Source organism: Bordetella genomosp. 12 (genome assembly GCF_002261355.1).
Taxonomy (GTDB): Bacteria; Pseudomonadota; Gammaproteobacteria; order Burkholderiales; family Burkholderiaceae_B; genus Bordetella.
Genome location: NZ_NEVU01000002.1, coordinates 1,246,695 through 1,272,590 on the forward strand (window position 1 = coordinate 1,246,695; position 25,896 = coordinate 1,272,590).

Consider the following 25,896-nt stretch of genomic DNA (forward strand, 5'->3'; position numbering starts at 1 on the left):
TTGGCGCGGCCCCGTGCCAAGCCAAAACGCATAAAAAAAGGCGAAAACGATTCGCCCGGACGCTCGCCCGGACCCCGCAGCGGTGATTAGCGAAACCGTGCCGGGCCAGCCGCCGGAGTTTACCACCTCCGCAGCCCCTGCCCACCCCCTCCTTCACCAAGCCCCGTCCCCCGTTAGGGAGTATGCTTGCAAGCCGTGAAACCCCGCGTTTTACCCGATGTTTCCGACGCGTATTTCTTGCTTGAGGTCTTGCACATGACGCCCCCCCTGCCGGCCTGGCCCTATTCTCCTTATATCGCCCACCGCGGCGGCGGTCATCTGGCCCCCGAAAACACCCTGGCCGCCATGCATGTCGGCGCGGCCCACGGGTTTACGATGTTCGAGTTCGACGTCAAACTGAGCCGCGACAATGTCGCCATTCTGATGCACGACGACGACGTCGACCGCACCACGGACGGCCACGGGCCGGCCAAGGACAAATCCTACACAGAGCTTTCCCTGCTGGACGCCGGCAGTTGGCACTCGGCGGCGTTTGCCGGCGAACCAGTGGCCAGCTTCGCGGCGGTGGCGCGCTACACCCGCGCCAATGGCATCGCCTGCAACGTCGAGATCAAGCCCTGCCCCGGCCGCGAAGCCGAGACCGGCGCCGAAGTCGCCCGTCTTTGCGACGAGTACTGGCGCGGCGCCGCGGTGCCGCCGCTGTTGTCGTCGTTCGAGGAACCGGCCCTGGCCGAGGCTCAACGGGTCGCGCCGCATTTGCCGCGCGCGCTGCTGGTCGAGAAGGTGCCGGCCGATTGGCGTGAGCGCCTGGCGCGCTATGGCTGCGTGGCGCTGAACATCAACCAGAAAGACGCCACTGCGGCACTGATCGACGCGGTGCACGCGGCCGGCTACCGGATTGCCGCCTGGACGGTGAACGACCCGGCCCGCGCGTGCGAGTTGCTGGCCTGGGGCATGGACGCCATTTTTACCGACAAACTGGCCGATATCCGGCCGGCGGCGTAAAAGGGTCGTCGTGTTCAGCTATCGCCACGCCTTTCATGCCGGCAACCATGCCGACGTGCTCAAGCACGCCGTTCTCATTCACACGCTGGATTACTTCAATCGTAAAGACGCTCCCTACTGGGTGGTCGATACCCATGCCGGGGCGGGCCTATACGCCCTGGACAGCGATTGGGCCAGCAAGAACGCCGAGTTCGCCGACGGTATCGGACGCCTGTGGGATCGCCAGGACCTGCCCGAGATCCTGGCCGCCTACGTCGAGCAGGTCCGGGCGTACAACCCGTCAGGCGCGCTGCGCCATTACCCGGGCTCGCCCTGGCTGACGATGGACGCCTTGCGCGACCGCGACCGCCTGCGCCTGTTCGAAATGCACCCGACAGAGTCGGGCATTCTGGTCAATAACCTGGAGCAGCGAGACCGCGTGTCGTTGCGCCAGACCACGGTCTATTCCACCGATGGTTTCGAGGGCGTCAAGGCGCTGTTGCCCCCGCCCACCCGGCGAGGGATGGTGCTCATCGACCCCTCCTACGAAGACAAGCAGGATTACCGCCGCACGCTCACGGCCGTCAAGGAAGGGGTCAAGCGTTTTGCCACCGGTACCTACGCCGTGTGGTATCCGCTGGTGCAACGCCGCGAGGCCGGTGAGATGGCGCGCTTGCTCGAACGCCTGCCCGTCAAGAGTTGGCTGCACGCCACCCTGACCGTCAAGCGCCCGGCCAGCGATGGCTTCGGGCTGCACGGCAGCGGGATGTTTATCGTCAACCCGCCCTGGACCCTGGAGGCTGCCCTCAAGGACGCCATGCCCTACCTGGCGCGCGAACTGGCCCAGGACGACCGCACCGGATTCACGCTGCAATACGTGGAAAATCCGGGCAAGTTCGCCTGAGCCAGGCCGTTCAGGCCGCGCGCCGCGCGCCGGCCTGAACCCGCCGCGCCTGGGCATCGCGCAAGGCAGTGCGCAGGCCCTCTTCCACCACGGGATGGTAGAAAGGCATCTCCAGCATCTGGTCGATCGTCAGTTGCTGTTGCACGGCCCAGGCCAGGAGATGGCCGATATGCTCGGCGCTGGGCCCGATCATTTCGGCGCCGAGGAAGCGCCCCGACCCGATCTCGGCATACACATGCAGCAGGCCGCGGTTTTTGAGCATGACGCGCGAACGACCCTGATCGCCAAAGTCCACCTCACCCGTGACGAACTGCCCACTCGGCAGACGGGCGTGGGGGGTGCCCACGAGGGCGATCTGCGGGTCGGAGAACACCACGCCCAGCGAGGCGCGGCGCAGGCCTGGTTGCAGGTCGGGGTAGCGCGCCGCGTTCTCGCCGGCGATCCGGCCCTCATCGGCGGCTTCGTGCAACAGCGGCGCATCGGCGTTGGCGTCGCCCGCGATGAAGATGGCCGAATCGCCCGCCCGCATGGTCTGACGATCGAATGCCGGTACGCCGCGCGCGTCGAGTTCGAGCGTCGTGTTTTCCAGACCCAGTTTGTCGACGTTGGGCCGGCGGCCCGTGGCCACCAGGGCATACGCGAAGCGCTCGCGGCGCTCCGTATTGTCCAGCGCGATATAGCGGATCTCGACCTCATCGCCAACACGCTTGGTTTCCAGCACGCGCGCGTCGGGATCAAGGTAGAACTCGTCCTGGAAGATGCGGCGCGCGGCCTGGCGCACGGCGGGATCGCTGATCCCGCCCAGGCTGCCGCTCACGCCGAACACGCGCACTTTCACGCCCAGACGCGCCAGGGCCTGGCCCAGCTCCAAGCCGATCACGCCGGGCCCGAACACCGCCACGCTGGCGGGCAGCGTATCCCAGGCAAAGACGTCGTCGTTGACGACCAGCCGGTCACCCAGGTCCAGGAAGGGGCCCGGGATGGCCGGTCGCGAGCCCGTGGCGATGACCACACTGCCGGCGTGCACCTCGGTATGGTCATCCACGCGCAGCACGGTGTTGCTCACAAAGCGCGCATAGCCGTGCAGTTTGTCCTCGGCGGGAAGGTTTTCCACGCCTTGCAGCACAAAACCCACGAAACGGTCCCGTTCGCGTTTGACCCGGTCCATGACGGCAGTGCCGTCCACGCTGACCGTACCGGCCACGTGCACGCCGAAGGGCTCGGTGTGGCGGGCGGCGTGCGCCGCTTCGGCCGCGGCAATCAGCAACTTGGAGGGCATGCAACCCACGCGGGCGCAGGTCGTGCCATAAGGCCCGCCTTCGATGATGACGGCGCGTTTGCCGGCGGCGCGGGCCGCGCGATAGGCCGCCAGGCCGGCGGTGCCGGCGCCGACGACCGCGATGTCGGTATGCAGGGTTTTCATGTCTTTCCTTTGATCTGCAAGCGCACGTGCCCGCCGGCCACCGCGCAGGGCGGCCGGCGGGCACGTCGCAAGGGAGGGTAAAACACGGGGCCGCAGCCCCGCCGACGATCAGCGGAAGTGGGTCTTCAGATCGTCCAGACCACCAATGAGCTTGCCATTGATAAAGACCTGCGGGGCGGTGCCGCGGCCCGACACGGCGCCGATCACACGGCCGCGCACTTTGTGCTCGAGCGGGATCTCGATCGGGTCATAGCCCTTGGACTCGAGCAAGGCTTTAGCTTCGACGCAGAAGGGGCAACCGGGCTTGGAGAACACTACCACCTGATCCGGCTTCTTGGCCGAGGGAGCCAGGTAGGCCAGCATGGTGTCGGCATCCGACACCTCGAACGGGTCGCCGTCTTTTTCCGGCTCGATGAACATCTTCTTGACCACGCCGTCTTCGACCAGCATGGAATAGCGCCAGCTGCGCTTGCCAAAGCCCAGGTCGCTCTTGTCGACCAGCATGCCCATGCCTTCGGTGAATTGCCCATTGCCATCCGGCAAGAGGGTGATGTTGGCGGATTCCTGATCCTTGGCCCATTCGTTCATCACGAACGTATCGTTGACCGACACGCAGACGATCTCGTCGACGCCGTTGTCACGGAAGGTCTGGGCCAGCTCGTTGTAACGCGGCAAGTGGGTCGACGAACACGTGGGCGTGAACGCACCCGGCAGGGAGAACACCACGACGGTGCGATTCTTGAAGAGGTCATCGGTCGTGACCTTTTTCCAGGTGTTGTCGGCACGGACCGGGAAAGTCACATTGGGGACGCGTTGGCCTTCACGATTTTGCAGCATGTAGTTCTCCTGAGGTGTTGGGTAGGTGGTGACTGAGCACCACCGAAGGCTCCACTTTAAATATTTACTATCGATAAATCCAATTCAATTATTTAAATTGATCGATAGAAATTCCCAATCACCCAGGAGAGAACAATTATTGCTTCTTGGGATCATAGCCGGCTTGCCGGATTGCCGCTTCGGCTGCCGACGCGCTGTCTGCCGGGCTGACCGTGACGCGGTGCGCAGGCAGGTCGATCTCCACCTGGGCGCCAGGCACGGCACTCTGGACGGCCTGGGTGATGGTCTTGACGCAGTGGCCGCAAGTCATATCGGGGACGATGAAAGCAACACTCATATTCGACTCCTGTGGAAATGGCGGATTGCCATCATGAGACGCAGCATAAAGCTTCCCACTATGGGAAGGTCAAGCGTAAAATAGCGATTGACCTTCCCACCATGGGAAGGACCAGACTGGCGTCAACGCAGACTAATGGAATCGCCCATCATGACTTCATCCACGCTTGCTTCTGGCCATGTCGAACTCGCCATTGAGGGCATGAGCTGCGCGTCCTGCGTCAAGCGGGTCCAGAATGCGCTGGCGGCCGTGCCTGGCGTGACCCAGGCCAATGTCAATCTCGCCACCGAGACCGCTCAGGTCGAGCTTCAGGACGCGGATCCGCAAGCCCTGGTCGCCGCCGTGGCCCGGGTGGGCTATGAGGCGCGGCCCCTGACTGCCGATGACCACCATGCCGAGGCGCTGGCCGACCAGCGCGCCGCCGAAGCCCGCCAGTTAAAGCGCGCCTTTTGCTGGTCCCTCGCCTTGACGCTGCCCGTATTCATTCTGGAAATGGGCTCGCATCTGTTCGGCCCCATGCATCGCTGGGTGATGCACACCATAGGGCAGCAAACGAGCTGGATGCTGCAGTTCGTGCTCACCACCCTGGTGCTGCTCGGCCCAGGCCGGGCATTTTTCACCAAAGGGTTCGCGGCCCTGGCCCGGCGCGCGCCTGAGATGAATTCGCTGGTGGCGCTGGGATCGGGCGCGGCCTGGGCCTATTCGGTGGTCGCCCTTTTCGCGCCCCACTGGCTGCCCGAGGCGGCGCGCAACGTGTACTTCGAGGCCGCCGCCGTCATCGTCACCCTCATCCTGCTGGGCCGCATGCTCGAAGCACGCGCCAAGGGCAAGACCGGCGCGGCCATCCAACGCCTGATCGGACTGCAACCGCGTACCGCGCGTGTCCTGCGCGATGGCCAGACCGTCGACATCCCCATCGAAAGCGTGCGCACAGGCGATGTCGTTATGGTGCGTCCGGGCGAAAAAATCCCGGTCGACGGCGAGATCATCGAAGGCCACTCGTATGTGGATGAGTCGATGCTGACGGGCGAACCCTTGCCGGTGGAAAAGCAGGCGGGCGCCAAGGCCACCGGCGGCACGCTCAACACCTCGGGCAGCTTCAATCTGCGCGTCACGCACACCGGTGCGGACACCGTACTGGCCCGCATCATTCGCATGGTGGAAAACGCCCAGGGCGCCCGTCTGCCCATCCAGGCCCTGGTTGATCAAGTCACAGGCTGGTTCGTGCCGGCCGTCATGGCGGCGGCCACCCTCACCTTCCTGGCCTGGCTGATCTGGGGTCCCACGCCCGTCCTGAGCCATGCCCTGGTGGCCGCCGTGGCGGTCCTCATCATCGCCTGCCCCTGCGCCATGGGCTTGGCCACGCCGACGTCCATCATGGTCGGCACCGGCCGCGCCGCCGAACTGGGCGTGTTGTTTCGCCAGGGCGATGCGCTGCAGAGCCTGCGCGAGGTGCGGCTGGTGGCCTTCGACAAGACCGGCACACTGACGCTGGGCAAGCCCACGCTCACCGACATCCAGACCGCTGACGGCATGGAGCGTTCTACCGTGCTGGCCTGGCTGGCCGCGGTGCAAACCCATTCCGAGCACCCCATTGCCCACGCCATCGTCACCGCCGCGCAAGCGCAGGGCCTGAGCCTGCCGGCCGCCGACGGTTTTGAAGCCATCACCGGTGCGGGTGTGCGCGCCAACGTGCAAGGCCATGTCATTGTCTCCGGCGCGGCGCGGCTCATGCAGGCCGAAGGCGTGGATGTCTCGGGCTTTGGCGAACTGGCGCGCCAGTGGGGCGAGGCTGGCAAGACGCCCATTTATGTGGCCGCCGATGGCAAAGCCGTGGCCATGATGGGGATTGCGGATCCGATCAAACCCTCGGCCCGCCCCGCACTGGACGCCCTGCATCGGCTCGGGGTGCGCACCGCCATGATTACGGGCGACAACCCGCACACTGCCGCGGCCGTGGCGCGCGAGTTGGGTATCGACGAGGTCCATGCCGAAGTCCTGCCCGATGGCAAAGTGCAGGCTCTGGAAGCGTTGCGGACCGCGCACGGCAAGGTGGCTTTCGTGGGTGACGGCATCAACGATGCCCCGGCGCTGGCAGCCGCCGACGTCGGCATCGCCATTGGCAGCGGCACCGACGTGGCCATCGAGGCCGCGTCCGTCGTGCTGATGGCGGACGATTTGCGCGGCGTGCCCAACGCGGTGGCGATCAGCCAAGCCACCATGCGCAACATCCGCCAGAACCTGTTTTGGGCGTTTGCTTACAACGCTGCGCTCATTCCGGTGGCCGCCGGTGCGCTCTACCCGGCATTCGGTGTTTTGCTCTCGCCGATTTTCGCCGCAGGCGCCATGGCCTTGTCCAGCGTCTTCGTGCTGGGCAATGCCCTGCGACTCAAAACCTTACGTCCTATGGGAGACCAGGCATGAATATCGGCCAAGCTGCCGCGGCAACCGGCATTTCCGCCAAGATGATCCGCTATTACGAAAGCATAGGCCTGATCAATCCGGCCGCGCGCAACGAGGCGGGCTACCGGCGTTATGGCCCGGAGGACCTGCACACGCTGCGTTTTATCCGGCGCGCGCGCAATCTGGGGTTTTCCGTCGAACAGATGCATGAGTTGCTGGCGTTGTGGCGCGACCGCAGCCGCGCCAGCGCCGACGTCAAACGCATCGCCCTGCAACACGTGGCCGAGCTCGAACGCAAAGTCGCCGAGCTCAAGGAAATGGCCAATACGCTCAAGCATCTGGCGCGCCACTGCCATGGCGATGACAGGCCAGACTGTCCCATCATCGCCGACCTGAGCCTGACCAAGACTTAGGCGGCTTCGCTCTGCGCAGCAGCCAAAAGCGCGAGCTCGGCTTTCACGCGCGCCTGCTCCTGCGCCTGCAGCACTTGCTCTGCGGGCAAGGACTCGAACACCGCGATGGACTCGACGTGCCCGGTGTGCGGGAACATATTGATCACTCCGGCGGCCTTGAGCACATAGCCGCCTTCGTGAACCATGATGGACGCGTCGCGCGCCAGCGTACCCGGGTTACAGGAGACGTAGACGATGCGGCAGGGGCGCTCGGCAGGCGCGAGCAGCGCCAGCGCCTGCGCCACGGCTTGCGCGCCTTCGCGCGGCGGATCGATCAGCATGCGGTCGAAATAGCCCAGCCCGCGCAACCAGGAGACATCCACCTCGAAGAGATTGAGCGTGGCGAAACTCGTGGTGGCGGACAAACCATGCCGCAGCGCGGCCTCCATGGCGCGGTCGGTCAAGGCCTTGCTGCCTTCCACCCCGACCGCCTCGCGCCCCTGGGTCGCCAGCGGCAACGTGAAATTGCCCAGCCCGCAAAACAGATCGGCCACGCGGTCGGTCGGCTGGACATCCAGCAGGGTCAGGGCACGCGAAACCATGGCGCGGTTAATCGCGTGATTGACCTGCGTGAAGTCGGTCGGCCGGTAAGGCATGCGCAAGCCGAACTCGGGCATGGTGTACGCCAGCGCGTCCGCATGCGCGGGATCCAGGGCGTGCACGGTATCCGGGCCCTTGGGTTGCAGCCACCATTGCACCTCATGCCGCTGCGCGAATTCGCGCAGAATGGCGATGTCGTGATCGTTGAGCGGTTCGAGGTGACGCAGAACCAGCGCCGTGACGCCGTCACCCAGGGCGACTTCGATCTGCGGCATGCGGTCGGGATGCGACATCGAGGCGATCATCGCGCGCAGCGGCAGCAACAACGCGCTCACATGGGGCGGCAGGACGTGGCACTCACGCATGTCGGCGACGTAGCTGCTTTTGCGCTCATGAAATCCCACCAGCACACCGCCCTTTTTGGCCACCACACGCACCGACAGGCGGGCGCGATAGCGATAGCCCCAGGTGGGGCCATGCAGCGGCGGCAACACGCGTTGCGGCCGCAACTTGCCGACATGCCAGAACGTGTCTTCCAGCGCGCGCTGCTTGATGGCGACCTGAGAGGTGGGCTCCAGGTGCTGCATGACACAGCCGCCACAGACGCCGAAATGCGGGCAGCGCGGCTGCACCCGTTGCGCCGACGGTTTGAGCACCGTCTCGACGCGGGCGATTTCATAAGAGGGTTTTTTGCGCACGGTGGCGGCGCGCACGCGCTCGCCGGGCAACGCCCCCTCCACGAAGACCACTTTGCCATCGCGGCGGGCAATGCCCCGGGCTTCAAGGTCCAGGGACTCGATATTCAGAACTTCGTCGACCATCTCGCAAGCGTCCAGATTCTAAGGCAGCCGAGCATTGTAATAGAGAGGGCTTTTTCACTCCTACGGGCGCCGGTCAAAGCGCAAGCCCCGGATAGCAAAACGGGGCAGCCCCTCGCCGGAGCCGCCCCGTCCTTGACCCGCAAGCAATCAGAAAGTGCGTGCCACCGAAAACACGGCGCCAAGACGGCCCGAGGGGTGGCCATACTTGGTGGGCAGCCAGTTGTCCTTGCTGGCACCCACCGCGGCCAGGCCGAACACCCAGCCCTTGACGTCCTTGGTCACACCGACCTTGTAGTCCACATAATGGCCTAGCGAGTCGCCATTCATATTGACCTGGTTTTTGAGCTTTTGGTAGCCGAGGTGGCCCACCAGACCCCAACCATCGCCCAGATCGAAGTTGGCGGTGCCATCCAGGTACCACGTGCCTTTGCTGTCGGGCGTGCTGAAGAAGTCGCTGGGGGTGTAGGAATACTTCAACGAGTAGTTGCCATAGCTCACGCCCACATAAAGATCGGTGTTGTTGTAGTTACCGCCCTTGGGCGAACTGGAGCCCGGGTAGTAATAGTGCAAGGCCCCGACGTCCAGCCCCCAGCCGTTGCCGATGTCGCCTTTCCAGCCACCGTAGAAGTCCATCTCCAGGTTGCCGTCGGTGAACACGAAATTGGAAACGTTGGAGTTCCAGTTACCCAGGTAGAAGCCCGAGCTGTGGGTCAAATCGAAACCGACCTGAGCGGCGGGGCGAAAATCCGTCTGCGAATAGCCGCGGAAACGGTAGTCGCTGACAATGGCAGCATTTCCGCTCAGGGCAAAGCCTGCGCCCAGATCAGTGGGCTCGGCCAGAGCGGGAAAAGTGGTGAGAGCACTGATCGCCAAAGGCAGGGAAAGCAAGGTCTTCTTCATCATTCCTGGATCCTGATCGATTGAGGTGGGGCAGACGCCAGCGGCTAAACGTCCGTCCTGCCGACCGTGTGGTCTGACCGGCGCATCCTCACAGAAGCATTTTCCGTGCCAGGTTTTTGAAAGCCCCCTGCCCTATATCCGCCCCCCGGACGCGCACCACCACAGTGCACAACATAAATGGGGACGACATCCTGGCCTTGTCATGGTGAAAGCCGTCCGCGCACGCCCCAAAATGGAGCGCCCAAAGAAAAACCCGGCCATATGGCCGGGTGGATCAGGCTAGCGGGAAGGCTTATTGAGCGGCCGGCGCGGGTTGGGCCGGGCGGCCCGGGCGATGCTCGCCACGCTTGCCGTGATGTTCCTTCATCTTGGCGACGCGCTCTTTGACGATCTGCGTGACCTGCGTACGCTGAGCATCGTTCAGGCTATCCCATACCGCCAGCCACTGCGTGCGCAGCGCGGCTTCCTGGCCTTCGAACTGGGCGCGGCGCTTGTCGCCTTCCGCGGCCAGGGCATGGGGATCCAGTTTGCCGGCGTTGAGCTGAGCCTCGAGCAGTTCGTGCGGAGCGGGGCCCGATTGGCGGCGCGCCTCCATGGCTTGACGCGACGCGTCACGGGCTTTGTCGAACAGCGCCTGTTGCTTGGCATCGAGCTTGAGGGACTCGACCTGGGCCTTGGACAGCGGGCCCAGACCCGGAATCCACATGCCGTCGCGATCCATCATGGGGCCGCGCGGTTGCCCGGCTGCCGGCGGAGGCGGCGGCGCATCGGGGGCAGCGATCGCGGGCGTAACGGCCACTCCGGCGGCAATCGCCATGGCGAGGCTGGCAAGCGAAGTACGAATAGCGGATCGGGACATGTTTGAACTCCTGAATTGAAAGAAGGCAGGGTCATTGTGCGAGCCACTGGATTTCATTCAGGTTTCATGCGCGGCTGACTATGTTTCAGTCGATTGCTTGCCGGCAAACCGGCGCCGTCAGGCCGCGTCCCAGGCGGCCAGGTACTCTTTCCAGTGCGGGGCTTCGCTGGCGGCCAGCGTCTCGCGCACCAGAGCGATCTCGGCATCGTAGGCGGCATGGTCCAGCTCGCCACGCAGGAAGCGAAAGCGGCAATAGACCAGCCAGGTATTGACGACGTCGGTTTCGCAGTAGGCTCGCACGGCATCGGCCTGGCCTTGATTCCAGGCCTCCCAGACTTTGCTGCCATCCATGCCGAGCTTGCCGGGAAAGCCGCAAAGCTTGGCCAGCTCGTCGAGCGGGGCGTTGGCGCGGCCGTTGTACTTGGCCAGCACGTCCATGAGATCGAGGTGACGGGTGTGATAGCGGCTCAGGTAGTTGTTGTACTTGAAGTCGCGATCCTCGTCGCCCCAATCCCAGTAGCGGGGTGCGGGCACCCCATGGATGAGGCTGCGGTAATGCAGCACGGGAAGATCAAAGCCCGAACCATTCCAGCTGACGAGCTTGGGCGTGTAACGCTCGATGGTCTTGAAAAAGCCGGCCAGCAGCGCGGCTTCGGGATCATCGGGCTGGCCCAGCGTCTTGACCCGAAAGCCCTGGTCATCGCGAAAGACACAGCCGACCACCGCCACACGCTGCAGATGCAACGGCAGAAAATCATGGCCAACGGCTTCGCGGCGCGCCGCGAAAGCGCGCTCGGCGACGTCGAGATCGCTGACATCGGCGCCCCAACCATGCAGCCGGCGCAAGCCGGCGACATCAGGCAGGGTTTCGAGGTCGAAAACCAGGGTGGGTGTCATCGGGCAGGCAGATACTGCATGGGATCGACGGGCGTGCCCTGGCGCCGGATTTCGAAATGCAGCTTGGGCGCATTGGTGTCGGTTTGGCCCAACTCGGCGATTTTGGCGCCGCGCTTGACGTCCTGACCGGTCTTGACCAGCAGCGCGCGATTGTGCGCATAGGCGGTGATGAAGCCGTTCTGGTGATTGATGATGATCAGATTCCCCAGACCCCGCACACCATTGCCGCTGTACATGACCTTGCCATCGGCGGCGGCCACGACCGGATCACCTGGGTTGCCGGCGATGTCGATGCCCTTGCTGTTGGCGTTGAAGGCCTGCTGGATCTGCCCGGAGGAGGGCCAACCCCAGTTGATCACCCCGGCATCCGCGGCACGCGCCACCGGCTTGGTTTCGACCGGCGTGGGCGGCGGCGTGACGGGCGTGGCCGGCGTGGTGCCGCCGGAGTCGGTGCCCGTCGTGCCGGCGTCCGGCCCATCGAGCGGCTTGGCCGGAATCTTGCCGCCGGTAATCGGCTGCGGCTGCGCATTGCTGCTGCCGCCTGAAAGCTTGAGCACCTGCCCCACGTGGATCTGGTTGGGATCGGACAGATTGTTCAGGCGCTTGATGGTCTCGATGTCGGCGTTGTTGGCGCGCGCGATCTTGAACAAGGTGTCGCCTGGCTTGACGACGTAGCTGCCCGGCGTGACCGTGGCGCTCGAAGCCGGCTGATTGGTGAGGTCGACCACCGGGGCGCGCGTGCTCTTGCCGGCGCAACCCGCCAGGGCGATCAGACCCAGAACGCCAGCCCAACGCACGGGGCGGCGCATAATCATCTTATTCATGGAAAAAGTCCCGGTCAGTGACAACTGCCCGTTGAGCATACGAATCTCCTGTTTGCTCAAGATTGTATTCCTGGCTTTAAGGGAACGAACCGCACTGCCTCAAGCTCCGTGCGTTTCCAGCTTGCGGTGCCGGTTCGTTCGATGAGTACCAGCCGCTGACTGGTCGAGCCCTCGGGCGCGATCAATCGGCCGCCTGGCGCCAATTGGTTCAATAACGCCTGGGGAATGGCCAGGCCGGCGGCAGCCACAACAATAGCATCGAATGGCGCCACACCCGCAACGCCTTGCATGCCATCGCCATAGATCAGCCGCACACGTGTGGTGAGCTTTAACGCGCGCAGATTGGTGCGCGCCAATTCGTACAAGCCGCGGATGCGCTCGACGGCATGAACTTCGCGCACGAACTGCGCCAGCACGGCGGATTGATAACCGCAGCCCGCACCGACTTCCAGCACGCGCGTCGGCGTGCGCCCTTCGCAGACCGCGGCAATCATGCGCGCCACCACCCAGGGCTGAGAAATGGTCTGGGAGTGCCCGATGGGTAAGGCCGCGTCTTCGTAGGCGCGGCTGGCCAACGCCTCGTCGACGAACATGTGGCGCGGCACGACAGCCATCGCGTCAAGCACGCGGTCGTCGCTGATTCCCTGCTGGCGCAGGCGCTGCACCATGGCTTGACGCAAGCGGTCGGAATTCAGGCCCAGATTGGCGGGCCCGGCGGCCGGTTTGAGCGGTTGCGGGCGCTGCAGCGTGGCCGCCGAGATCCGGGTGTTGCTGTTGGCCGGGGTGTAGCCGGGCGCCAGGCCCTGGCGCGAATACCCGCCAGCGCCGTCCTTGGGGCCTACAGGCTTGCGCATAGGGGGCTCGCCCATTGGCCGACCAGATCGAGCTGGGCGTGTTGTGTCAGGTCCAGCCGCAGCGGCGTCAATGACACCGCCCCTTCGGCAATGGCGTGAAAGTCCGTGCCCGGGGTGGCGTCGGCAGCCAGGCCCACCGGCCCGATCCAATACACCGTATCGCCGTAAGGCGTGGTGGTGCGCACCACGGGTTCCGAAGGGTGGCGTTTGCCCAGCCGGGTGACGCGCAGGCCGCGCATGTCTTCGTAGGGCCGGCTGGGGATGTTGACATTGATCAGCACGGGAGCGGCCAGCGGCTCGGCGATCTGACGCTCGACCACGCGGCGCGCGGCGCGGGCGGCCGACTCGATATGCGCCCACCCCTTTTCCACCAGCGAGAAGGCGATGGCGGGTATGCCGAAGAGATAACCTTCGCTGGCCGCGGCCACGGTGCCCGAGTAGAGGGTGTCGTCGCCCATATTGGCGCCGTTATTGATGCCGGAGACGACCAGATCGGGCCGCGCGTCCATCAGGCCCGTCAGGGCGACGTGCACGCAATCGGAAGGCGTGCCATTAACATAGATGAAGCCGTTGGCGGCGGTGCGCACCGTCAGCGGACGGTTCAGTGTGAGCGAATTGGAGGCGCCGCTATGATTGGTTTCCGGGGCGACCACCGTCAGCTCGCCCAGGCCTGAGAGCGCGTCGACCAGCGCTTCCAGTCCGGGAGCGTTATAGCCATCGTCATTGGAAACCAGAATACGCATCACATCTCCGCAAGGCGGCCAACGGCCGACAGGTTGCGATTGTACAGTTAGAGCGATGACAATCGGCGCAAGACCGGGTGGACAGCCGTGGCCGGCGGGGTAGAATCGCCACCCACAACATTCGCGGCGCCCTGGCGCCGCCCATCAAAGGGATAGATACGCCATGGTTCTGACCGAGCCCACGCCGTTGTTTGCCGTACTTCTCATCGTGCTGGCCTATCTGATCGGCTCCATCCCTTTCGCGGTGGTCGTCAGCAAGCTGATGGGGCTGCAAGACCCGCGCAGCTACGGTTCCAAGAATCCGGGCGCCACCAACGTCCTGCGCACCGGCAACAAGCTTGCCGCCGCCCTGACCCTGCTGGGCGATGCGGCCAAAGGCTGGTTCGCCATCTGGCTGGCCGTCAAACTGGCCCCGGGTCTGTCACCCGTGGTGTACGCGCTGGTGATGCTGGCGGTGTTTCTGGGCCATCTCTATCCGGTGTTTCTGGGATTCAAGGGCGGCAAAGGCGTGGCCACGGCGCTGGGCGTGCTGTTCGCGGTCAGCCCCTGGCTGGCGCTGGCCACCGTGGCCACGTGGCTGATCGTGGCGGTGTTCTCGCGTTATTCGTCGCTGGCCGCGTTGGTCGCGGCCTTTTTCGCACCGGTGTATTACTTCTTCGGCGGTGGGATCGCCTGGACGATGAACGCCCCGACCGCCGTCGCACTGGTGGCCATCAGCGCCCTGCTCTTTTACCGCCACAGCGCCAATATCGACCGCTTGCTCAAGGGCAAGGAAAGCCGCATCGGCAGCAAGAAGGCCTAACCCGCCAGTTTGCGGAACATGGTGCGCCGGGTATTGCGAAAGGCCGGCCGCACCCGCGAGCTCCAGTCGCTGCCGCGCACCGCGAGCCAGGGTTCGCTGCCGAACGTCTCGGGCGTGACGAGCTCGTAAGCCGCATGGTAGCGGGGGCTGCCATCGTGGCAGCGCCAGCGGCGCGCCTGCACCGTGCCCGGCACCGACGCCAGACCGGGCAAATGTTCTTGCTCGTACCAGGCATTGAAATCGGCTTCCATCTCCGGCAGGACATCGGTCTCGACCACATAGTGCCAGCCGCTACCCTGCCCGTCCGAGCGCCCGGCCAGATCCGTGAGCAGGTCCAGCACGCGCGTCTGCGCGCCGGGATAGCGTTCGTCGACCAGGGCACGCATGGCCGCCAGGCCCTGCGGCGAGGCCGAACTGCAATAAACATAGGTGAATTCGGCCTGCGCATCGACGGCGACATGGATCTCCACGCGCGCCTGCGGGCAGGCGGCCAGCATATGGCCGCGCAGATCCTGCGCGGCGGCCTCATCGAGCGCCTGGCCCATGATGCGCAACAAAAGGGTTTGCATCGACATGTGTGTGCTCCCGATCAGTGGCCTACCCGCAGCGCGACCAGCAAGCGGGAAACCATGTTGTAGGCGGCCGCCGTGGCGGTCAGATCGAGCAGGCCCTGCTCGCTGAAGTGCGCGCGCAAGGGATCGAACACCGCATCGGGCACCTCGATATCGCGCGTCATGGCATCGGTATAGGCGAGCGCCTCGGCTTCGCCAGCCACCAGGCCCGGCACCGCCGCCGGCGCCGGATGGGCACGCAAGGCTTGCACGGTTTCCGGGCTCACCCCCGCGGCCAGCGCATGCGGGACATGGGCCTCGAACTCGTAGGGCGCGCGATTGAGGATGGCCACCCGCAGGATGACCAGCTCACGCAGCCGCGCCGGCAAGGAGTTGCGATTGCGCACCGCGCTGAGCATCGCCTCCCAGCCCTCGCAAATGGGCGCGCTATTGAGCAGCACCTGGTACAAGGGTGAAATTCGGCCGCGCGCAGCCTGAATGCGGGCCTCCAGCGGGGCCAGTTCGGCGCGGGACCCCGGCGCCACCGGCGCCAGGCGGGAAACTTCGCTCATATGATTACTCCGGTTTGATCTGTTTGCGCTCGATCAGCGAGGACCATTTCTGGCGGTCGGTCTGGATCAGGGCGGCAAAAGCCTCGGGCGTGGATGGCGCGGGCTCGGCGCCAAAGGCCTGCAGACGCTGGCGCGTGTTGCTGTCCTCCAGGGCGGTGCGCACGGCCTGGTTCAGTTTGGCCACGGTTTCGGGCGGGGTGGCGGCAGGCGCCAGCAGACCATACCAGTTGTTGGACTCGACCCCCGCGATGCCTTGCTCTGCCAGCGTGGGCACTTGCGGCAACAGCGGGTGGCGCGTGGGCGCGGCCACGCCCAGCGCCTTGAGTTTGCCACCCTGGATATGGCCGATCAGGCCCGGGACATCGCCAAAGAAGCCGGCGACCTGATTGCCCATCACGTCGTTGATGACGGGGGCCGCGCCCTTGTACGGCACATGCAGCACGTTGGCGTGGCTGGCATCGGAGAACATTTCGAGCGTCAGGTGCGGGATGCTGCCCACGCCGGAAGAGCCCACCGCCACGGATTGCGTGCCCGCCTTGGAGCGCTGCACGAAATCGGCCGCATCCTTGGCCGGATTGGCGGGATTGACCACAAAGACCGTCGCGTTGTTGACGACCAGCGAGACCGGCGCGAAATCGTCCTTGGGGTTATAGGGCAGATCCTTGTACAGCGCCGGGCTGATGGCGACCGCCCCCACACTGGTCAGGAAGAGCACCGACCCGTCGGCCGGCGCCTTGGCCACGAAAGCCGCGCCGATGTTGCCATTGGCGCCCGCCTTGTTCTCGACGATGACCTGGCGGCCCAGCTCCTTGCCCAAGCGCTCGGCCAGCACGCGGCCGACCAGATCGACCGGGCCCCCCGGCGGAAACGCCACGATCAGACGCACGGGTTGTTCGGCATGCGCGGGCACCATGCCCAGCGTAGCGCACAGCGCCAGGGCGCAGGCGAGAAAAGACTTTTTCATATTTGTCTCCGTTATAGGAATGAAATCAGGTCAGGCGAATTCGTACAACTGGGCTGGGTTATCGACAAGAATCCGGTGCCGCAGGGCGGCGTCGGGCACGGCGAGAAACAATGCGTCGACCACCTCGCCGTCATCGGGCATGTCGCCGCGCACATTCGGGTGAGGCCAGTCGCTGCCCCAGAGCAGACGCTGCGGCATGGCGTCGGCCAGCGCGCGCATGAAAGGCAGACCATCATGGAAGGGCCGTTTGCCCTGGCTGATGCGATCGATGCCGGAAATCTTGACCCAGGCGGCCGGTTCGGCAGCCAGGCTCAGCAGGCCGCGAAAGGCGGGATCGTCCAGCCCGCGCGCCGCTTGCACACGCCCCATGTGATCCACCACATAAGGCAGCGGCAGCCGCTTGAGCAAGGGCAGCAGGCCCGGCAGGCTGGCGCCGTCGACATGCAGGCACAGGTGCCAGCCCAGGGGAGCGATGCGGTCAGCCAACGCCAGCACGGTCGCCGCGTCGGGCGGCGTCCCCAGGTGAGGGACGAAGTTCAGGCGCGCGCCTCGCACGCCTGCTGCATGCATGGCCAGGAGCTCGGCCTGCGGAATATCCGGCGCGATGACGGCCACCCCGCGATAGCGACCTTGCGATTGCGCCAGGGCGTCGAGCAAGGCTCGATGGTCGGCGCCATGGCATGCCGCCTGCACCACGACAGCGTGCTTCACGCCGATATGGCGGTGCAAGGCCGCCAGACGCTCAAAGGGCGCATCCGGGGGCGTATAGCTGCGGCCCTCGGCATAAGGGAAACGCTCCGGCGGCCCGAAGACGTGGCAATGCGTGTCCCAAGCTCCCGGCGGCAAGGCCTGGCTGGGACGACGGGGATGTTCGAGCGGGGGCAGGCAATCCGGCATGGTGGGCCCAAGTAGCAAAGCAGGCATATTGCGCGCCCCAAGACCGCCTAACAACGCTATATCGATGATTTCAGTTATGCTTTTTATCTATACCTATATCCCGCCCCTCTCTGATGGACCTCAAACAGATCGAATATTTCGTCAACGTGGCCGAACGGCGCAGTTTTTCGCGCGCGGCCGAGGCCCTGGACGTGGCCCAGCCGACCCTCAGCCGCCAGGTGCGATTGCTGGAACTGGAGCTCGAGCAGCATCTGCTGTATCGCAATGGCCGGGGCGTGGAGCCCACCGAGGCCGGCCTGCGGTTTCTGGGCCACGCGCGCGGCCTGCTGGCGCTGGCGGCGCGGGCGCGCGAGGATCTGCGCGGTCTGCGCGCTTCGCCCAGCGGCAAAGTGGTGGTGGGCTTGCCCCCGCGCATCGCACGCGTGCTCACCCCGCCGCTGGTGGCGGCCTTCCATCAGGCGTTTCCACAAGCCGCCATCACCGTGGCCGAAGGGCTGTCGGCGCAGATGCGCGAATGGCTGCTTTCGGGCCGGGTGGATCTCGCCCTGCTCTACGACCCCCCTGCCACGCCGCAATTGGCCACGGAGCTGTTGCTGCGCGAAGAGCTCGTGCTGGTGGCGCCGCGCCTGCGCCAGCCGCCACTGCCCGAGCACATGCCGTTGACGGCGCTAAGCGATATCCCATTGATTCTGCCCAGCCTGCCCAACGCCATCCGCACGCTCGTCGAAGGCGTGTGCCGCCGGCATGGCGTGAGGCTGAATGTGGTGACCGAGGTCGATGCCGTGCAGACCATCGTCGAACTGGCTTCGCAAGGCCAGGCTTGCGCGATCCTGCCGCGGTCGGCCGTCCTGGACGACGGCGCGCTGGCCGTCTGCCACATCGAATCCAGCCTCATACGTAATCAACTGGTGCTGGCCACGCCGCGGCAGCGTCCGGCCACCCGGCTGGCCGAAGCCACGGCCCGGCTGCTGCGCGGCATGGATCTGCAGGCCTTTCTCTATCGGCAGCAAGCCTAGGTCAGGCCGCCCGCAGTTCGTCCAGATCCCAGCGCGGACGCACGGTGAAGGCGTGGTCGCCTTCTTTCAGGTCGACCAGACCTGCCTTGACGCGCTCGGCCGCGGCAAAGGCGATCATGGCGCCGTTATCGGTGCATAGCTCCAGCGGCGGGAAATAGGCCGTGGCTTTCATGCGCGGCAAGACCTCACCCAAGCGCTGACGCAGCAGCTTGTTGGCGCCGACGCCGCCGGCCACCACCAGACGGCGCAAACCGGTTTCCTTGAGCGCGCGAATGGACTTGGCTGCCAGCACCTCGATGATGGCCGCTTGCGTGGCCGCAGCCAGATCGGCGCGGGTCTGCTCGTCCAGCGCGCCCTGTTGCGTGGCGGCTTTTACGCGGGTGAGGACAGCGGTCTTCAGGCCGCTGAAGCTGAAATCCAGATCGCCGCTATGCAGCATGGGGCGCGGCAGATCGAAGCGGGCGGCATCCCCCTGCTCGGCCAGACGCGATAGCGCCGGCCCGCCGGGATAGCCCAGGCCCATCAGCTTGGCCGATTTGTCGAACGCCTCGCCCGCCGCATCGTCCAGCGTCTCGCCCAGGAGGGTGTAGCGCCCTACCCCGTCGACCCGCATGAGCTGAGTATGGCCGCCGGAGACGAGCAAGGCGACGAAGGGGAAGTCTGGCCGCGGGTCCGCCAGCAAGGGCGAGAGCAGATGGCCTTCGAGGTGATGAATGGGGATGGCGGGCAAGCCCAGCGACCAGGCCAGCGATTGCGCCACGCTGGCGCCCACCAGCAATGCGCCTGCCAGACCCGGGCCAGCGGTATAGGCGACCGCGCCAATGTCGCTGCGCTGCAGACCGGCGCGCTCCAGCACCTCACGCGTGAGGGGGACAATCCGGCGGATGTGGTCGCGCGAAGCGAGTTCCGGCACCACGCCGCCATACTCCTGGTGCATGGCGATTTGCGAGTGCAAGGCGTGGGCCAGCAGGCCGCGCTGGGTGCAAACGGCGGCCACGCCCGTTTCATCACAGGAGCTTTCAAAACCGAGAATAATCATGGCCCTGGAGTTTACACGGTGCCAAAATACGCCATGCGCGGGGAGGCCGCGTTTTTCTCAAATCCGCACGCTACCGGGAATAATAATGCTGGAGAAGCTTTTCAAACTGCGCGAGCATGGCACATCGGCCAAGACCGAGCTCATCGCCGGGCTGACGACCTTCCTGACGATGTCGTACATCATTTTCGTCAACCCCGACATCCTGTCCTCGACCGGGATGGATCGCAACGCGGTTTTCGTGGCCACCTGCCTGGCCGCGGCGCTCGGTTCGCTGATCATGGCGCTGGTGGCCAACTGGCCCATCGGCATGGCGCCAGGCATGGGCCTGAATGCGTTTTTCGCTTTTACCGTGGTCAAGACCATGGGCTACACCTGGGAGCAGGCCCTCGGGGCGGTGTTCATCTCGGGCGTCATTTTCCTGATCCTGACCATTTCCGGCATCCGCGCCTGGTTGATACGCGGCATTCCGCACTCGCTGCGCAGCGCGATTGCTGCCGGTATCGGCCTGTTTCTGGCGATCATCGCGCTGTCGAGCGCGGGCATCGTCGTGCCGCACCCGGTCACCAAGGTCACGCTGGGCGACCTGCGCGGCCACGCCCCGCTGTTCGCCATCCTGGGTTTTTTCATCATTGCGGTGCTCGATGCGCTGCGTGTGCGCGGCGCCATCCTGATCGGCATTCTGGTCGTGACGGTGCTGTCCATGGCGCTGGGATACAACGAATTCCGGGGTGTGTTCTCGCCGCCGCCCAGCCTGGCGCCGACCTTTATGAAGCTCGATGTGATGGGCGCGCTGCATAGCGGCCTGGTGCATGTGATTCTGGTGTTCGTGCTGGTGGAAGTGTTCGACGCCACCGGAACGCTCATGGGGGTGGCCAAGCGCGCGGGCCTGGTGCCCGAAGACCGCCCCAATCGCCTGGGCCGCGCCCTGTTCGCCGACAGCACCGCCATCGTGGCCGGGTCGGTCCTGGGCACCAGCAGCACCACGGCGTTTGTCGAAAGCGCCTCGGGCGTGCAGGCTGGAGGCCGCACCGGCATGACGGCGTTGGTCGTGGCGCTGCTGTTTCTGGCCGCCCTGTTCATTTCGCCGCTGGCCAGCTCCGTGCCGGCTTACGCCACCGCCCCTGCCCTGCTGTATGTGGCCGGGCTGATGATGCGCGAGCTGGTCGATATCGATTGGGATGATGTCTCCGAGGCGACCCCGGCGGCGCTGACCGCGCTGATCATGCCGTTTACTTATTCCATCGCCAACGGCCTGGCTTTCGGTTTCATCAGCTATGTCGTGCTCAAGGCCTTTACCGGGCGGATTCGCAGCGTGCATCCCGCGACCTGGCTGGTCGCGGCGCTATTCGTGATCCGTTACGCCTTTTTCCCCGATTAAACGGCGCCCGCCCCGGGCGAGCGCCCCGGGGCCAATCGGGTCGATACCCTCAGGCTATCGACCCGCCCGATAGCAAGGTTGCTCGGACCTTTGCTTGAAAAGGCCGATACACTCCTCATATAGACATTTGAATATTCATAGCGGGCGCGCTGCCGGCATGAAGACGGAGTGATATCCATGAGTGCATTGGCCAACATCCCTTTTTCGGTTCTCGATCTCGCCCCTATCGTGCAAGGCTGTACGCCGGCGGATGCGTTCCGCAACACGGTGGATCTGGCGCAGCACGTCGAGCGCCTGGGTTATCGGCGCTTCTGGCTGGCCGAGCACCACAACATCACCGGGGTCGCCAGCAGCGCCACGGCCGTGCTCATCGGTCTGGTGGCCAGCCAGACGCGCACGCTGCGCGTGGGTTCGGGCGGCATCATGCTGCCCAATCATGCGCCGCTCATCATCGCCGAACAGTTCGGCACGCTGGAAAGCTTGTATCCAGGCCGTATCGATCTGGGCCTGGGCCGCGCGCCCGGCAGCGACGGCGCTACCCAGCAGGCGCTGCGGCGCGGGCCGCGCAGTGGCCTGGAGTTTCCCGAGCTGGTGCAGGAACTGCGGGCTTACCTGGCCCCGGAGCGGCCGGGCCAGGCCGTGCGCGCGATTCCCGGCGCCGGGCTGGACGTCCCGATCTGGCTGCTCGGTTCGAGCGACTTCTCGGCCCGCATGGCCGCCGAACTGGGCCTGCCCTTTTCATTCGCGGGCCATTTCTCGCCCGAAGGCATGGCGGCCATGCGCTTGTATCGGCATCTGTTCAAGCCCTCGGCCACGCTCGCCCGCCCTTATTCCATGATCGGTGTGCCGGTCGTGGCCGCGCCCACCGATGAGGAAGCCCGCTTCCTGTCGACCACGCAGCAATTGAAGTTTCTGTCGCTCATCCGCGGCAATCGCCTGCCGCTACAGCCCCCGGTCGACACCATGGATGGGCATTGGAACGAATGGGAGCGTGCCGCGGTGGAGCAGAAGCTGGGCGCGGCCATCGTGGGCGGGCCCGATACGGTCAAGCGCAAGCTGGAGGACATCGTGGCCCGCACCGAGGCCGACGAAGTCATGATTGTCTCGGATTTCTACCGCCATGAAGACCGGCTGCGCTCTTACGAAATTGTGGCTGGGCTGAAGCAAGGCGACGGCCTGGGCCGCGCCGCCTGACACAACCGGCCGGGCCGCGCGCGCGGACCCGCGCTTGAATCGCGATCACCAATCGCGCAAACTGGGTGAAACCCGCCCCCAACGCCGGCACCCGGCAAGGACTACGCCATGAGCATCGTCGAACTCACCAAAGATTCTTTCCAAGACGCCATCACGCCGGATGGCACCCTCATCATTGACTTCTGGGCGCCGTGGTGCGGCCCGTGCCGCGGCTTTGCCCCCGTGTTCGAGCAAGCCGCCGAGAAGCACACCGATGTCACCTTCGCCAAGGTCAACACGGATGTCGAACAGGAGCTGGCCGGCGCGCTGGGCATCCGCTCGATTCCGACGCTGATGGTGTTCCGTGAAAAAGTGCTGCTGTTCTCGCAACCGGGCGCCCTGAGCGCCGGCCAGCTCGAAGAGCTGCTGGGCAAGGTCAAGGAAGTGGACATGGCCCAAGTGCATCGCGACATCGCCGAAGCCCAGGAAAAAGCTGAAGGCGACGAAGCCTGAGCGTTAAGCCTGTGCAGCCGCCTCGGGCGGCTGCAGCACTTCCCAACCGGATTGGCCGCGCGTGATATTGGCCACCACGCGCGCCAGGCCATCCTGCGCCACGGCGGGCATTTCCAGCACAAACGCCACGCCCGCTGCGTCGTAATCTTCGGCCAGGATCTGCGCCCCCGCCGCCGCAAGCCGCGCGCGCAGCACGGGCTGCTCGGCAAAGCCGCAGCGGCACCGGACCTGAACGGTGGGGATGATGTCCAGATACTGCCCGGCCCGCAGGCAGTTCGCGGCGCAGCCGCCATAGGCCCGCACCAGGCCGCCCGCCCCCAATTTGACGCCGCCGAACCAACGCACCACGAGTACCGCCACGCGATCCAGACCCTGCCCGTCTATGGCTTGCAGAATGGGGCGGCCGGCCGTGCCGCCGGGCTCGCCATCATCGTTGTAGCGGTATTCATTGCCGATACGGTAGGCCCAGCAGTTGTGGGTGGCCTCGGCCACGCTGAACGCCGCGAAAAAGGCCATGGCTTCGGCCACGCTATCCACGGGGGTGGCGTGCGCGGCAAAGCGGCTTTTCTTGATGTCTTCCTGGAAGGAACAGGCGGCGGCGAGAGTCTGCGGCATACGCCGCGATTGTAGCGCCCGGCTCAGCCGTGGCAGTCGGGCACTTCCTGATCCAGATAGACGTCGAAGGCGACGTCCCGCGCCCATTTGGCGCTCATGGCGGCCCAGGCGCCGGTCGCCTGCCAACTGCGCATCTCATTCTGCAGCCAGCGCGTGTCCGGCGCGGCCGCAACCCAACCCAGTTCGGCGCGCGGACCGTCCGGCGGCAAGGTCGAGGAGAACTTGCGCCATTCCGGAAAGCGCATCAGCGCCGCCCACACCGCGTCATCGATCAAGGCAATGTCGCACTGGCCCTCGCGCACCGCCACCAAGGCGTCGGAAGGAGCGCGATAAGGCTGGACCTGCGCATGATGCGCCTGGGCCAGGGCCTGCGCCCGTTGATTGGTTTGCGCCATGCAGACACGCATGCCTTCGGTCTGCGACCACCGGCGCAGCGGCGTATCGCTGCGGATGACGGCCTTGGGCTGCAGCGTGACGCGGGCGCTGACCCAACCCTGCTCCGGCGCGTCGTTGTCGGCACGTTCGGCCAGAACCACATCGGCCTTGCCTTCGGCCAGCGCCGCCTGGGCCTGCGCGGCGGGCACCTGCACCAAGACCAGGGGCAAGCCGAGCCGCGCGGCCAAGCGCGCAGCCGCGGGTTGCGCCAAGCCTTCGGGCGTACGCACTTTGGCGCCGGCCACGGGCGCGGCGGCTAGCGCCGGTATGCCCACCCGCAGCTCACCGCGCGCATGCGCCTGCGCGAACACCGGCTCCGCCTGCGCGGCCGGGCCGCATAGCGCAGCGGCTATCCAGAGCGACGACAGCCAGGCGCGTTTCATCGCATCAGACGTACTGATAGCGCAGCAGCCGGTGCTTGAGGTTCTCGAGCACGAACTGATCGATCAGCGCGGCCAGCACGGCAATCACCAGGATGTTGGTCATGACACCGGTCATATCGGCGATCTCGCCGGAATACGCCAGCGAACGCCCCAGGCCCTTGCCAAAGCCGATCAGCATTTCCGCCGAAATCAGCGCCCGCCAGGCGTTGCCGAACGCCAGTTGCGCGCCGGTGATGAGCTCGGGCATGACGGCCGGCAGATAGACGCGCTTGACCAGGCCCCAGGGCGAGGCGCCCATGACGCGCGCCGCGGAGACATGGACACGCTGCACCGATTCGGTGGCGTTCATGACGCTGAGCGCAGCCGGGAAGAAGGCCGACAGGGCCACCACCACGATGATGGGCGTACTGCCAAAGCCCATGACGATGAGAAAGAGCGGCACCCAGGCAATCGAGGGAATCGACTGCAGGATGACGATGGCGCTGCGCAGGACCTCGCGGAAGAAATAGAGCAAGGCCGCCACCAGCCCAAAGCCGATGCCGGCCACCAGCGCCAGGCCGTAGCCCGCGCCCAGCCGCGCCAAGGTGCCGAGCAGCGCTTGATGAAAGCTGCTCTTGCCTAGCTCTTCGTACAGGCGCGCCAATACCGTGGGCACGCCGGGCATCAGGAAGTCCGGCAGCACCCAGGCTGCCGTCTGCCACATCAACAAGATAAAGGCCACGCCAAGTACCCCGGCCAGGTACTTGCGCGCGCCCGTCACACGGGAGCTCAAAGTTTGCGCGCCTCTTGCCAGGACAGATCGACAATCGACGAGACATCGTAAGGCTTGCCATCACGCGTCTTGAGCGAACCTTGGGCCTGCAGAATATCGGCGATCTCCTGCATGCGCTTGGTGTCCTTGTCGGTCAGGGCTGGCGTGAACACTTGCGTGCGGATGGCTTCGCTGATGACGGTCTCACGCGGCAGCTCGCCACGCGCCAGCGTCTTGAGCGTAGGCTCGGCGATGAAATAGGAAGCGATGAGCTTGGACGCTTCGTCGGGTTTTTTCTGCAGCAGGTCGATGGCGGCCTTCTGGGCATCGAGCGCCTTCCAGACGTCATCCTTGCGCTTGGCCAGGACCTCTCCCGAGGTGATGACGACCATGCACGGGAACGGCCAGGATTGGCCCACTTCATAGATCTGCTTGACCGGCGCGATCAGTTGCGCGATGCGGTCATAGGGTTCGAAGAGGAAAGCCGCATCCACGCGCTTGCCCACCAGCGATTGCACCGCCACGGCCGGGCTCACACCCATTACGTTGACGTCGCCGTCGGCGAGCTTGCCTTCCTTGAGCACGACTCCCTTAAGCACGACGTCCGCGGTGCTGCCTTCGGCCTGCGAAGCCAGCGTCTTGCCCTTCAGGCCAGCGATATCCTTGATGCCGCTGTCGTCACGGACCAACAGCGAGTGGTAGCCCTGCTGCGCGCCGCCCACGACCTTCAGGTCCGCGCCCTTGGAAGCCCAGGCCACGGCATTGGTAAAGCCGAGCACGCCGATGTCGAGCTGCCCGCCGACGATGGCTTTGATCAGGTCGGTACCCGACTTGAACTCGATCAGCTCCGAATCCAGGCCGGCCTTCTGATAGTAGCCACCTTCCTGAGCGACGATGGCCTGCGCATCATCCATGACGCGCAGATAGCCGACGCGGAACTTTTCGGCCGCCATGGCCGGTGCGGCTGCCAGAAGCGTGGCCGCCAACGGCAGGGCCAACCATTGCTTGAACTTCATCTAGGTCTCCAGT

The 25,896-nt window shown here is 65.4% G+C and carries 28 protein-coding genes; 9 read left to right on the plus strand and 19 right to left on the minus strand.

What is annotated here, in order from left to right; translation table 11 throughout:
- Nucleotides 1-255: 255 nt before the first annotated feature.
- Together ugpQ and CAL22_RS11225 are read left to right on the plus strand one after the other, a co-directional pair.
- The gene (gene ugpQ, locus CAL22_RS11220; RefSeq protein ID WP_094813124.1) at nt 256-1,005 is read left to right on the plus strand and encodes a glycerophosphodiester phosphodiesterase; all 750 of its coding nucleotides are present in this window, start codon (nt 256-258) and stop codon (nt 1,003-1,005) included.
- Between the two features lie 10 nt (nt 1,006-1,015).
- Nucleotides 1,016-1,888, plus strand: a complete 873-nt coding sequence (locus tag CAL22_RS11225) for a 23S rRNA (adenine(2030)-N(6))-methyltransferase RlmJ (RefSeq protein ID WP_094813126.1) — start codon at nt 1,016-1,018, stop codon at nt 1,886-1,888.
- A gap of 10 nt (nt 1,889-1,898) precedes the next feature.
- On the opposite strand, the gene CAL22_RS11230 is transcribed toward CAL22_RS11225, so the two are convergent.
- The 3 genes from CAL22_RS11230 to CAL22_RS11240 form a co-directional block, all read right to left on the minus strand.
- Complete coding sequence (locus tag CAL22_RS11230; RefSeq protein ID WP_094813128.1) at nt 1,899-3,311, minus strand: dihydrolipoyl dehydrogenase; 1,413 nt, start codon at nt 3,309-3,311, stop codon at nt 1,899-1,901.
- 108 nt (nt 3,312-3,419) lie between these two features.
- A complete protein-coding gene (locus tag CAL22_RS11235) occupies nt 3,420-4,148 on the minus strand; it encodes a glutathione peroxidase (protein ID WP_094813130.1) in 729 nt (242 codons plus the stop codon).
- Nucleotides 4,149-4,284: 136 nt separating this feature from the next.
- The gene (locus CAL22_RS11240; RefSeq protein ID WP_094813132.1) at nt 4,285-4,485 is read right to left on the minus strand and encodes a heavy-metal-associated domain-containing protein; all 201 of its coding nucleotides are present in this window, start codon (nt 4,483-4,485) and stop codon (nt 4,285-4,287) included.
- Between the two features lie 150 nt (nt 4,486-4,635).
- On the opposite strand from CAL22_RS11240, the gene CAL22_RS11245 reads away from it, so the two are divergent.
- Together CAL22_RS11245 and cueR are read left to right on the plus strand one after the other, a co-directional pair.
- A complete protein-coding gene (locus CAL22_RS11245; protein WP_094813628.1) occupies nt 4,636-6,909 on the plus strand; it encodes a heavy metal translocating P-type ATPase in 2,274 nt (757 codons plus the stop codon).
- A complete protein-coding gene (gene cueR / locus CAL22_RS11250; protein WP_094813134.1) occupies nt 6,906-7,301 on the plus strand; it encodes a Cu(I)-responsive transcriptional regulator in 396 nt (131 codons plus the stop codon). Before CAL22_RS11245 ends, cueR begins: the two co-directional genes overlap by 4 nt.
- Here cueR and rlmD read toward each other — a convergent pair.
- The 7 genes from rlmD to surE all read right to left on the minus strand — a co-directional run bounded on the left by rlmD (nt 7,298) and on the right by surE (nt 13,778).
- Nucleotides 7,298-8,701 (minus strand): 23S rRNA (uracil(1939)-C(5))-methyltransferase RlmD, encoded by a 1,404-nt coding sequence (gene rlmD / locus CAL22_RS11255; protein WP_094813136.1) that lies wholly within the window; start codon nt 8,699-8,701, stop codon nt 7,298-7,300. The two genes, cueR and rlmD, sit on opposite strands and share 4 nt — an antisense overlap.
- 147 nt (nt 8,702-8,848) lie before the next feature.
- A complete protein-coding gene (locus tag CAL22_RS11260; RefSeq protein ID WP_094813630.1) occupies nt 8,849-9,601 on the minus strand; it encodes a TorF family putative porin in 753 nt (250 codons plus the stop codon).
- Nucleotides 9,602-9,893: 292 nt separating this feature from the next.
- Nucleotides 9,894-10,460, minus strand: coding sequence for a periplasmic heavy metal sensor (locus tag CAL22_RS11265; protein WP_244193842.1), 567 nt, complete (start codon nt 10,458-10,460; stop codon nt 9,894-9,896).
- Between the two features lie 117 nt (nt 10,461-10,577).
- Nucleotides 10,578-11,357: a 3'-5' exonuclease gene (locus CAL22_RS11270; RefSeq protein ID WP_094813138.1), complete on the minus strand. Its 780-nt coding sequence runs from the start codon at nt 11,355-11,357 to the stop codon at nt 10,578-10,580.
- The gene (locus tag CAL22_RS11275; RefSeq protein WP_094813140.1) at nt 11,354-12,220 is read right to left on the minus strand and encodes a peptidoglycan DD-metalloendopeptidase family protein; all 867 of its coding nucleotides are present in this window, start codon (nt 12,218-12,220) and stop codon (nt 11,354-11,356) included. Before CAL22_RS11275 ends, CAL22_RS11270 begins: the two co-directional genes overlap by 4 nt.
- A gap of 17 nt (nt 12,221-12,237) precedes the next feature.
- Nucleotides 12,238-13,035: a protein-L-isoaspartate(D-aspartate) O-methyltransferase gene (locus tag CAL22_RS11280; RefSeq protein ID WP_167383597.1), complete on the minus strand. Its 798-nt coding sequence runs from the start codon at nt 13,033-13,035 to the stop codon at nt 12,238-12,240.
- Nucleotides 13,020-13,778, minus strand: coding sequence for a 5'/3'-nucleotidase SurE (gene surE / locus CAL22_RS11285; protein WP_094813142.1), 759 nt, complete (start codon nt 13,776-13,778; stop codon nt 13,020-13,022). The genes CAL22_RS11280 and surE overlap by 16 nt, the downstream gene beginning before the upstream one ends.
- A gap of 163 nt (nt 13,779-13,941) precedes the next feature.
- Between surE and plsY the strand changes: the two genes are divergently transcribed.
- Nucleotides 13,942-14,580: a glycerol-3-phosphate 1-O-acyltransferase PlsY gene (gene plsY / locus CAL22_RS11290; protein ID WP_094813144.1), complete on the plus strand. Its 639-nt coding sequence runs from the start codon at nt 13,942-13,944 to the stop codon at nt 14,578-14,580.
- On the opposite strand, the gene CAL22_RS11295 is transcribed toward plsY, so the two are convergent.
- The 4 genes from CAL22_RS11295 to CAL22_RS11310 are packed head-to-tail and all read right to left on the minus strand — an operon-like array spanning nt 14,577 to nt 17,564.
- Nucleotides 14,577-15,155 (minus strand): DUF4286 family protein, encoded by a 579-nt coding sequence (locus CAL22_RS11295; protein WP_094813146.1) that lies wholly within the window; start codon nt 15,153-15,155, stop codon nt 14,577-14,579. The genes plsY and CAL22_RS11295 overlap by 4 nt on opposite strands.
- A gap of 14 nt (nt 15,156-15,169) precedes the next feature.
- Nucleotides 15,170-15,703 (minus strand): carboxymuconolactone decarboxylase family protein, encoded by a 534-nt coding sequence (locus tag CAL22_RS11300; protein ID WP_094813148.1) that lies wholly within the window; start codon nt 15,701-15,703, stop codon nt 15,170-15,172.
- Between the two features lie 4 nt (nt 15,704-15,707).
- The gene (locus CAL22_RS11305; protein WP_094813150.1) at nt 15,708-16,667 is read right to left on the minus strand and encodes a Bug family tripartite tricarboxylate transporter substrate binding protein; all 960 of its coding nucleotides are present in this window, start codon (nt 16,665-16,667) and stop codon (nt 15,708-15,710) included.
- 30 nt (nt 16,668-16,697) lie between these two features.
- Nucleotides 16,698-17,564 carry an amidohydrolase family protein gene (locus CAL22_RS11310; protein ID WP_094813152.1) on the minus strand — a complete coding sequence of 289 codons (867 nt, stop codon included), beginning with the start codon at nt 17,562-17,564 and terminating at the stop codon, nt 16,698-16,700.
- Nucleotides 17,565-17,677: 113 nt separating this feature from the next.
- Between CAL22_RS11310 and CAL22_RS11315 the strand changes: the two genes are divergently transcribed.
- Nucleotides 17,678-18,580 carry a LysR substrate-binding domain-containing protein gene (locus CAL22_RS11315; protein ID WP_094813154.1) on the plus strand — a complete coding sequence of 301 codons (903 nt, stop codon included), beginning with the start codon at nt 17,678-17,680 and terminating at the stop codon, nt 18,578-18,580.
- Between the two features lies 1 nt (nt 18,581).
- Here CAL22_RS11315 and tsaD read toward each other — a convergent pair whose 3' ends face one another.
- Nucleotides 18,582-19,619 carry a tRNA (adenosine(37)-N6)-threonylcarbamoyltransferase complex transferase subunit TsaD gene (tsaD, locus tag CAL22_RS11320; RefSeq protein WP_094813156.1) on the minus strand — a complete coding sequence of 346 codons (1,038 nt, stop codon included), beginning with the start codon at nt 19,617-19,619 and terminating at the stop codon, nt 18,582-18,584.
- 85 nt (nt 19,620-19,704) lie between these two features.
- Here tsaD and CAL22_RS11325 point away from each other — a divergent pair, with 85 nt between their 5' ends.
- From CAL22_RS11325 to CAL22_RS11335, 3 genes are all read left to right on the plus strand, one after another.
- The gene (locus tag CAL22_RS11325; protein WP_094813158.1) at nt 19,705-20,997 is read left to right on the plus strand and encodes an NCS2 family permease; all 1,293 of its coding nucleotides are present in this window, start codon (nt 19,705-19,707) and stop codon (nt 20,995-20,997) included.
- Nucleotides 20,998-21,174: 177 nt separating this feature from the next.
- Nucleotides 21,175-22,191 carry an LLM class flavin-dependent oxidoreductase gene (locus CAL22_RS11330; protein ID WP_094813160.1) on the plus strand — a complete coding sequence of 339 codons (1,017 nt, stop codon included), beginning with the start codon at nt 21,175-21,177 and terminating at the stop codon, nt 22,189-22,191.
- 108 nt (nt 22,192-22,299) lie between these two features.
- The gene (locus tag CAL22_RS11335) at nt 22,300-22,683 is read left to right on the plus strand and encodes a thioredoxin family protein (RefSeq protein WP_094813162.1); all 384 of its coding nucleotides are present in this window, start codon (nt 22,300-22,302) and stop codon (nt 22,681-22,683) included.
- A 3-nt stretch (nt 22,684-22,686) separates the two neighbouring features.
- Here the strand turns inward: CAL22_RS11335 and CAL22_RS11340 are convergent, their stop codons facing one another.
- From CAL22_RS11340 to CAL22_RS11355, 4 genes are all read right to left on the minus strand, one after another.
- Nucleotides 22,687-23,298: an IMPACT family protein gene (locus CAL22_RS11340; protein WP_094813164.1), complete on the minus strand. Its 612-nt coding sequence runs from the start codon at nt 23,296-23,298 to the stop codon at nt 22,687-22,689.
- Between the two features lie 23 nt (nt 23,299-23,321).
- Entirely contained in the window at nt 23,322-24,116 is a 795-nt protein-coding gene (locus CAL22_RS11345; RefSeq protein WP_094813166.1) for a transporter substrate-binding domain-containing protein, read from the minus strand.
- 4 nt (nt 24,117-24,120) lie between these two features.
- Nucleotides 24,121-24,819 (minus strand): ABC transporter permease, encoded by a 699-nt coding sequence (locus CAL22_RS11350; RefSeq protein ID WP_432264301.1) that lies wholly within the window; start codon nt 24,817-24,819, stop codon nt 24,121-24,123.
- Nucleotides 24,820-24,884: 65 nt separating this feature from the next.
- Nucleotides 24,885-25,883, minus strand: a complete 999-nt coding sequence (locus CAL22_RS11355; protein WP_094813170.1) for an ABC transporter substrate-binding protein — start codon at nt 25,881-25,883, stop codon at nt 24,885-24,887.
- Between the last annotated feature and the right edge of the window lie 13 nt (nt 25,884-25,896).

Excerpts from the sequence above, each read along its gene's own strand:
- ugpQ (WP_094813124.1), top strand. The coding sequence starts at position 256 with ATGACGCCCCCCCTGCCGGCCTGGCCCTATTCTCCTTATATCGCCCAC.
- CAL22_RS11230 (WP_094813128.1), bottom strand. The coding sequence starts at position 3,311 with ATGAAAACCCTGCATACCGACATCGCGGTCGTCGGCGCCGGCACCGCC.
- CAL22_RS11235 (WP_094813130.1), bottom strand. The coding sequence starts at position 4,148 with ATGCTGCAAAATCGTGAAGGCCAACGCGTCCCCAATGTGACTTTCCCG.
- CAL22_RS11240 (WP_094813132.1), bottom strand. The coding sequence starts at position 4,485 with ATGAGTGTTGCTTTCATCGTCCCCGATATGACTTGCGGCCACTGCGTC.
- CAL22_RS11245 (WP_094813628.1), top strand. The coding sequence starts at position 4,636 with ATGACTTCATCCACGCTTGCTTCTGGCCATGTCGAACTCGCCATTGAG.
- cueR (WP_094813134.1), top strand. The coding sequence starts at position 6,906 with ATGAATATCGGCCAAGCTGCCGCGGCAACCGGCATTTCCGCCAAGATG.
- rlmD (WP_094813136.1), bottom strand. The coding sequence starts at position 8,701 with ATGGTCGACGAAGTTCTGAATATCGAGTCCCTGGACCTTGAAGCCCGG.
- CAL22_RS11260 (WP_094813630.1), bottom strand. The coding sequence starts at position 9,601 with ATGAAGAAGACCTTGCTTTCCCTGCCTTTGGCGATCAGTGCTCTCACC.
- CAL22_RS11265 (WP_244193842.1), bottom strand. The coding sequence starts at position 10,460 with ATGTCCCGATCCGCTATTCGTACTTCGCTTGCCAGCCTCGCCATGGCG.
- CAL22_RS11270 (WP_094813138.1), bottom strand. The coding sequence starts at position 11,357 with ATGACACCCACCCTGGTTTTCGACCTCGAAACCCTGCCTGATGTCGCC.
- CAL22_RS11275 (WP_094813140.1), bottom strand. The coding sequence starts at position 12,220 with ATGCTCAACGGGCAGTTGTCACTGACCGGGACTTTTTCCATGAATAAG.
- CAL22_RS11280 (WP_167383597.1), bottom strand. The coding sequence starts at position 13,035 with ATGCGCAAGCCTGTAGGCCCCAAGGACGGCGCTGGCGGGTATTCGCGC.
- surE (WP_094813142.1), bottom strand. The coding sequence starts at position 13,778 with ATGCGTATTCTGGTTTCCAATGACGATGGCTATAACGCTCCCGGACTG.
- plsY (WP_094813144.1), top strand. The coding sequence starts at position 13,942 with ATGGTTCTGACCGAGCCCACGCCGTTGTTTGCCGTACTTCTCATCGTG.
- CAL22_RS11295 (WP_094813146.1), bottom strand. The coding sequence starts at position 15,155 with ATGTCGATGCAAACCCTTTTGTTGCGCATCATGGGCCAGGCGCTCGAT.
- CAL22_RS11300 (WP_094813148.1), bottom strand. The coding sequence starts at position 15,703 with ATGAGCGAAGTTTCCCGCCTGGCGCCGGTGGCGCCGGGGTCCCGCGCC.
- CAL22_RS11305 (WP_094813150.1), bottom strand. The coding sequence starts at position 16,667 with ATGAAAAAGTCTTTTCTCGCCTGCGCCCTGGCGCTGTGCGCTACGCTG.
- CAL22_RS11310 (WP_094813152.1), bottom strand. The coding sequence starts at position 17,564 with ATGCCGGATTGCCTGCCCCCGCTCGAACATCCCCGTCGTCCCAGCCAG.
- CAL22_RS11315 (WP_094813154.1), top strand. The coding sequence starts at position 17,678 with ATGGACCTCAAACAGATCGAATATTTCGTCAACGTGGCCGAACGGCGC.
- tsaD (WP_094813156.1), bottom strand. The coding sequence starts at position 19,619 with ATGATTATTCTCGGTTTTGAAAGCTCCTGTGATGAAACGGGCGTGGCC.
- CAL22_RS11325 (WP_094813158.1), top strand. The coding sequence starts at position 19,705 with ATGCTGGAGAAGCTTTTCAAACTGCGCGAGCATGGCACATCGGCCAAG.
- CAL22_RS11330 (WP_094813160.1), top strand. The coding sequence starts at position 21,175 with ATGAGTGCATTGGCCAACATCCCTTTTTCGGTTCTCGATCTCGCCCCT.
- CAL22_RS11335 (WP_094813162.1), top strand. The coding sequence starts at position 22,300 with ATGAGCATCGTCGAACTCACCAAAGATTCTTTCCAAGACGCCATCACG.
- CAL22_RS11340 (WP_094813164.1), bottom strand. The coding sequence starts at position 23,298 with ATGCCGCAGACTCTCGCCGCCGCCTGTTCCTTCCAGGAAGACATCAAG.
- CAL22_RS11345 (WP_094813166.1), bottom strand. The coding sequence starts at position 24,116 with ATGAAACGCGCCTGGCTGTCGTCGCTCTGGATAGCCGCTGCGCTATGC.
- CAL22_RS11350 (WP_432264301.1), bottom strand. The coding sequence starts at position 24,819 with ATGTGGCAGACGGCAGCCTGGGTGCTGCCGGACTTCCTGATGCCCGGC.
- CAL22_RS11355 (WP_094813170.1), bottom strand. The coding sequence starts at position 25,883 with ATGAAGTTCAAGCAATGGTTGGCCCTGCCGTTGGCGGCCACGCTTCTG.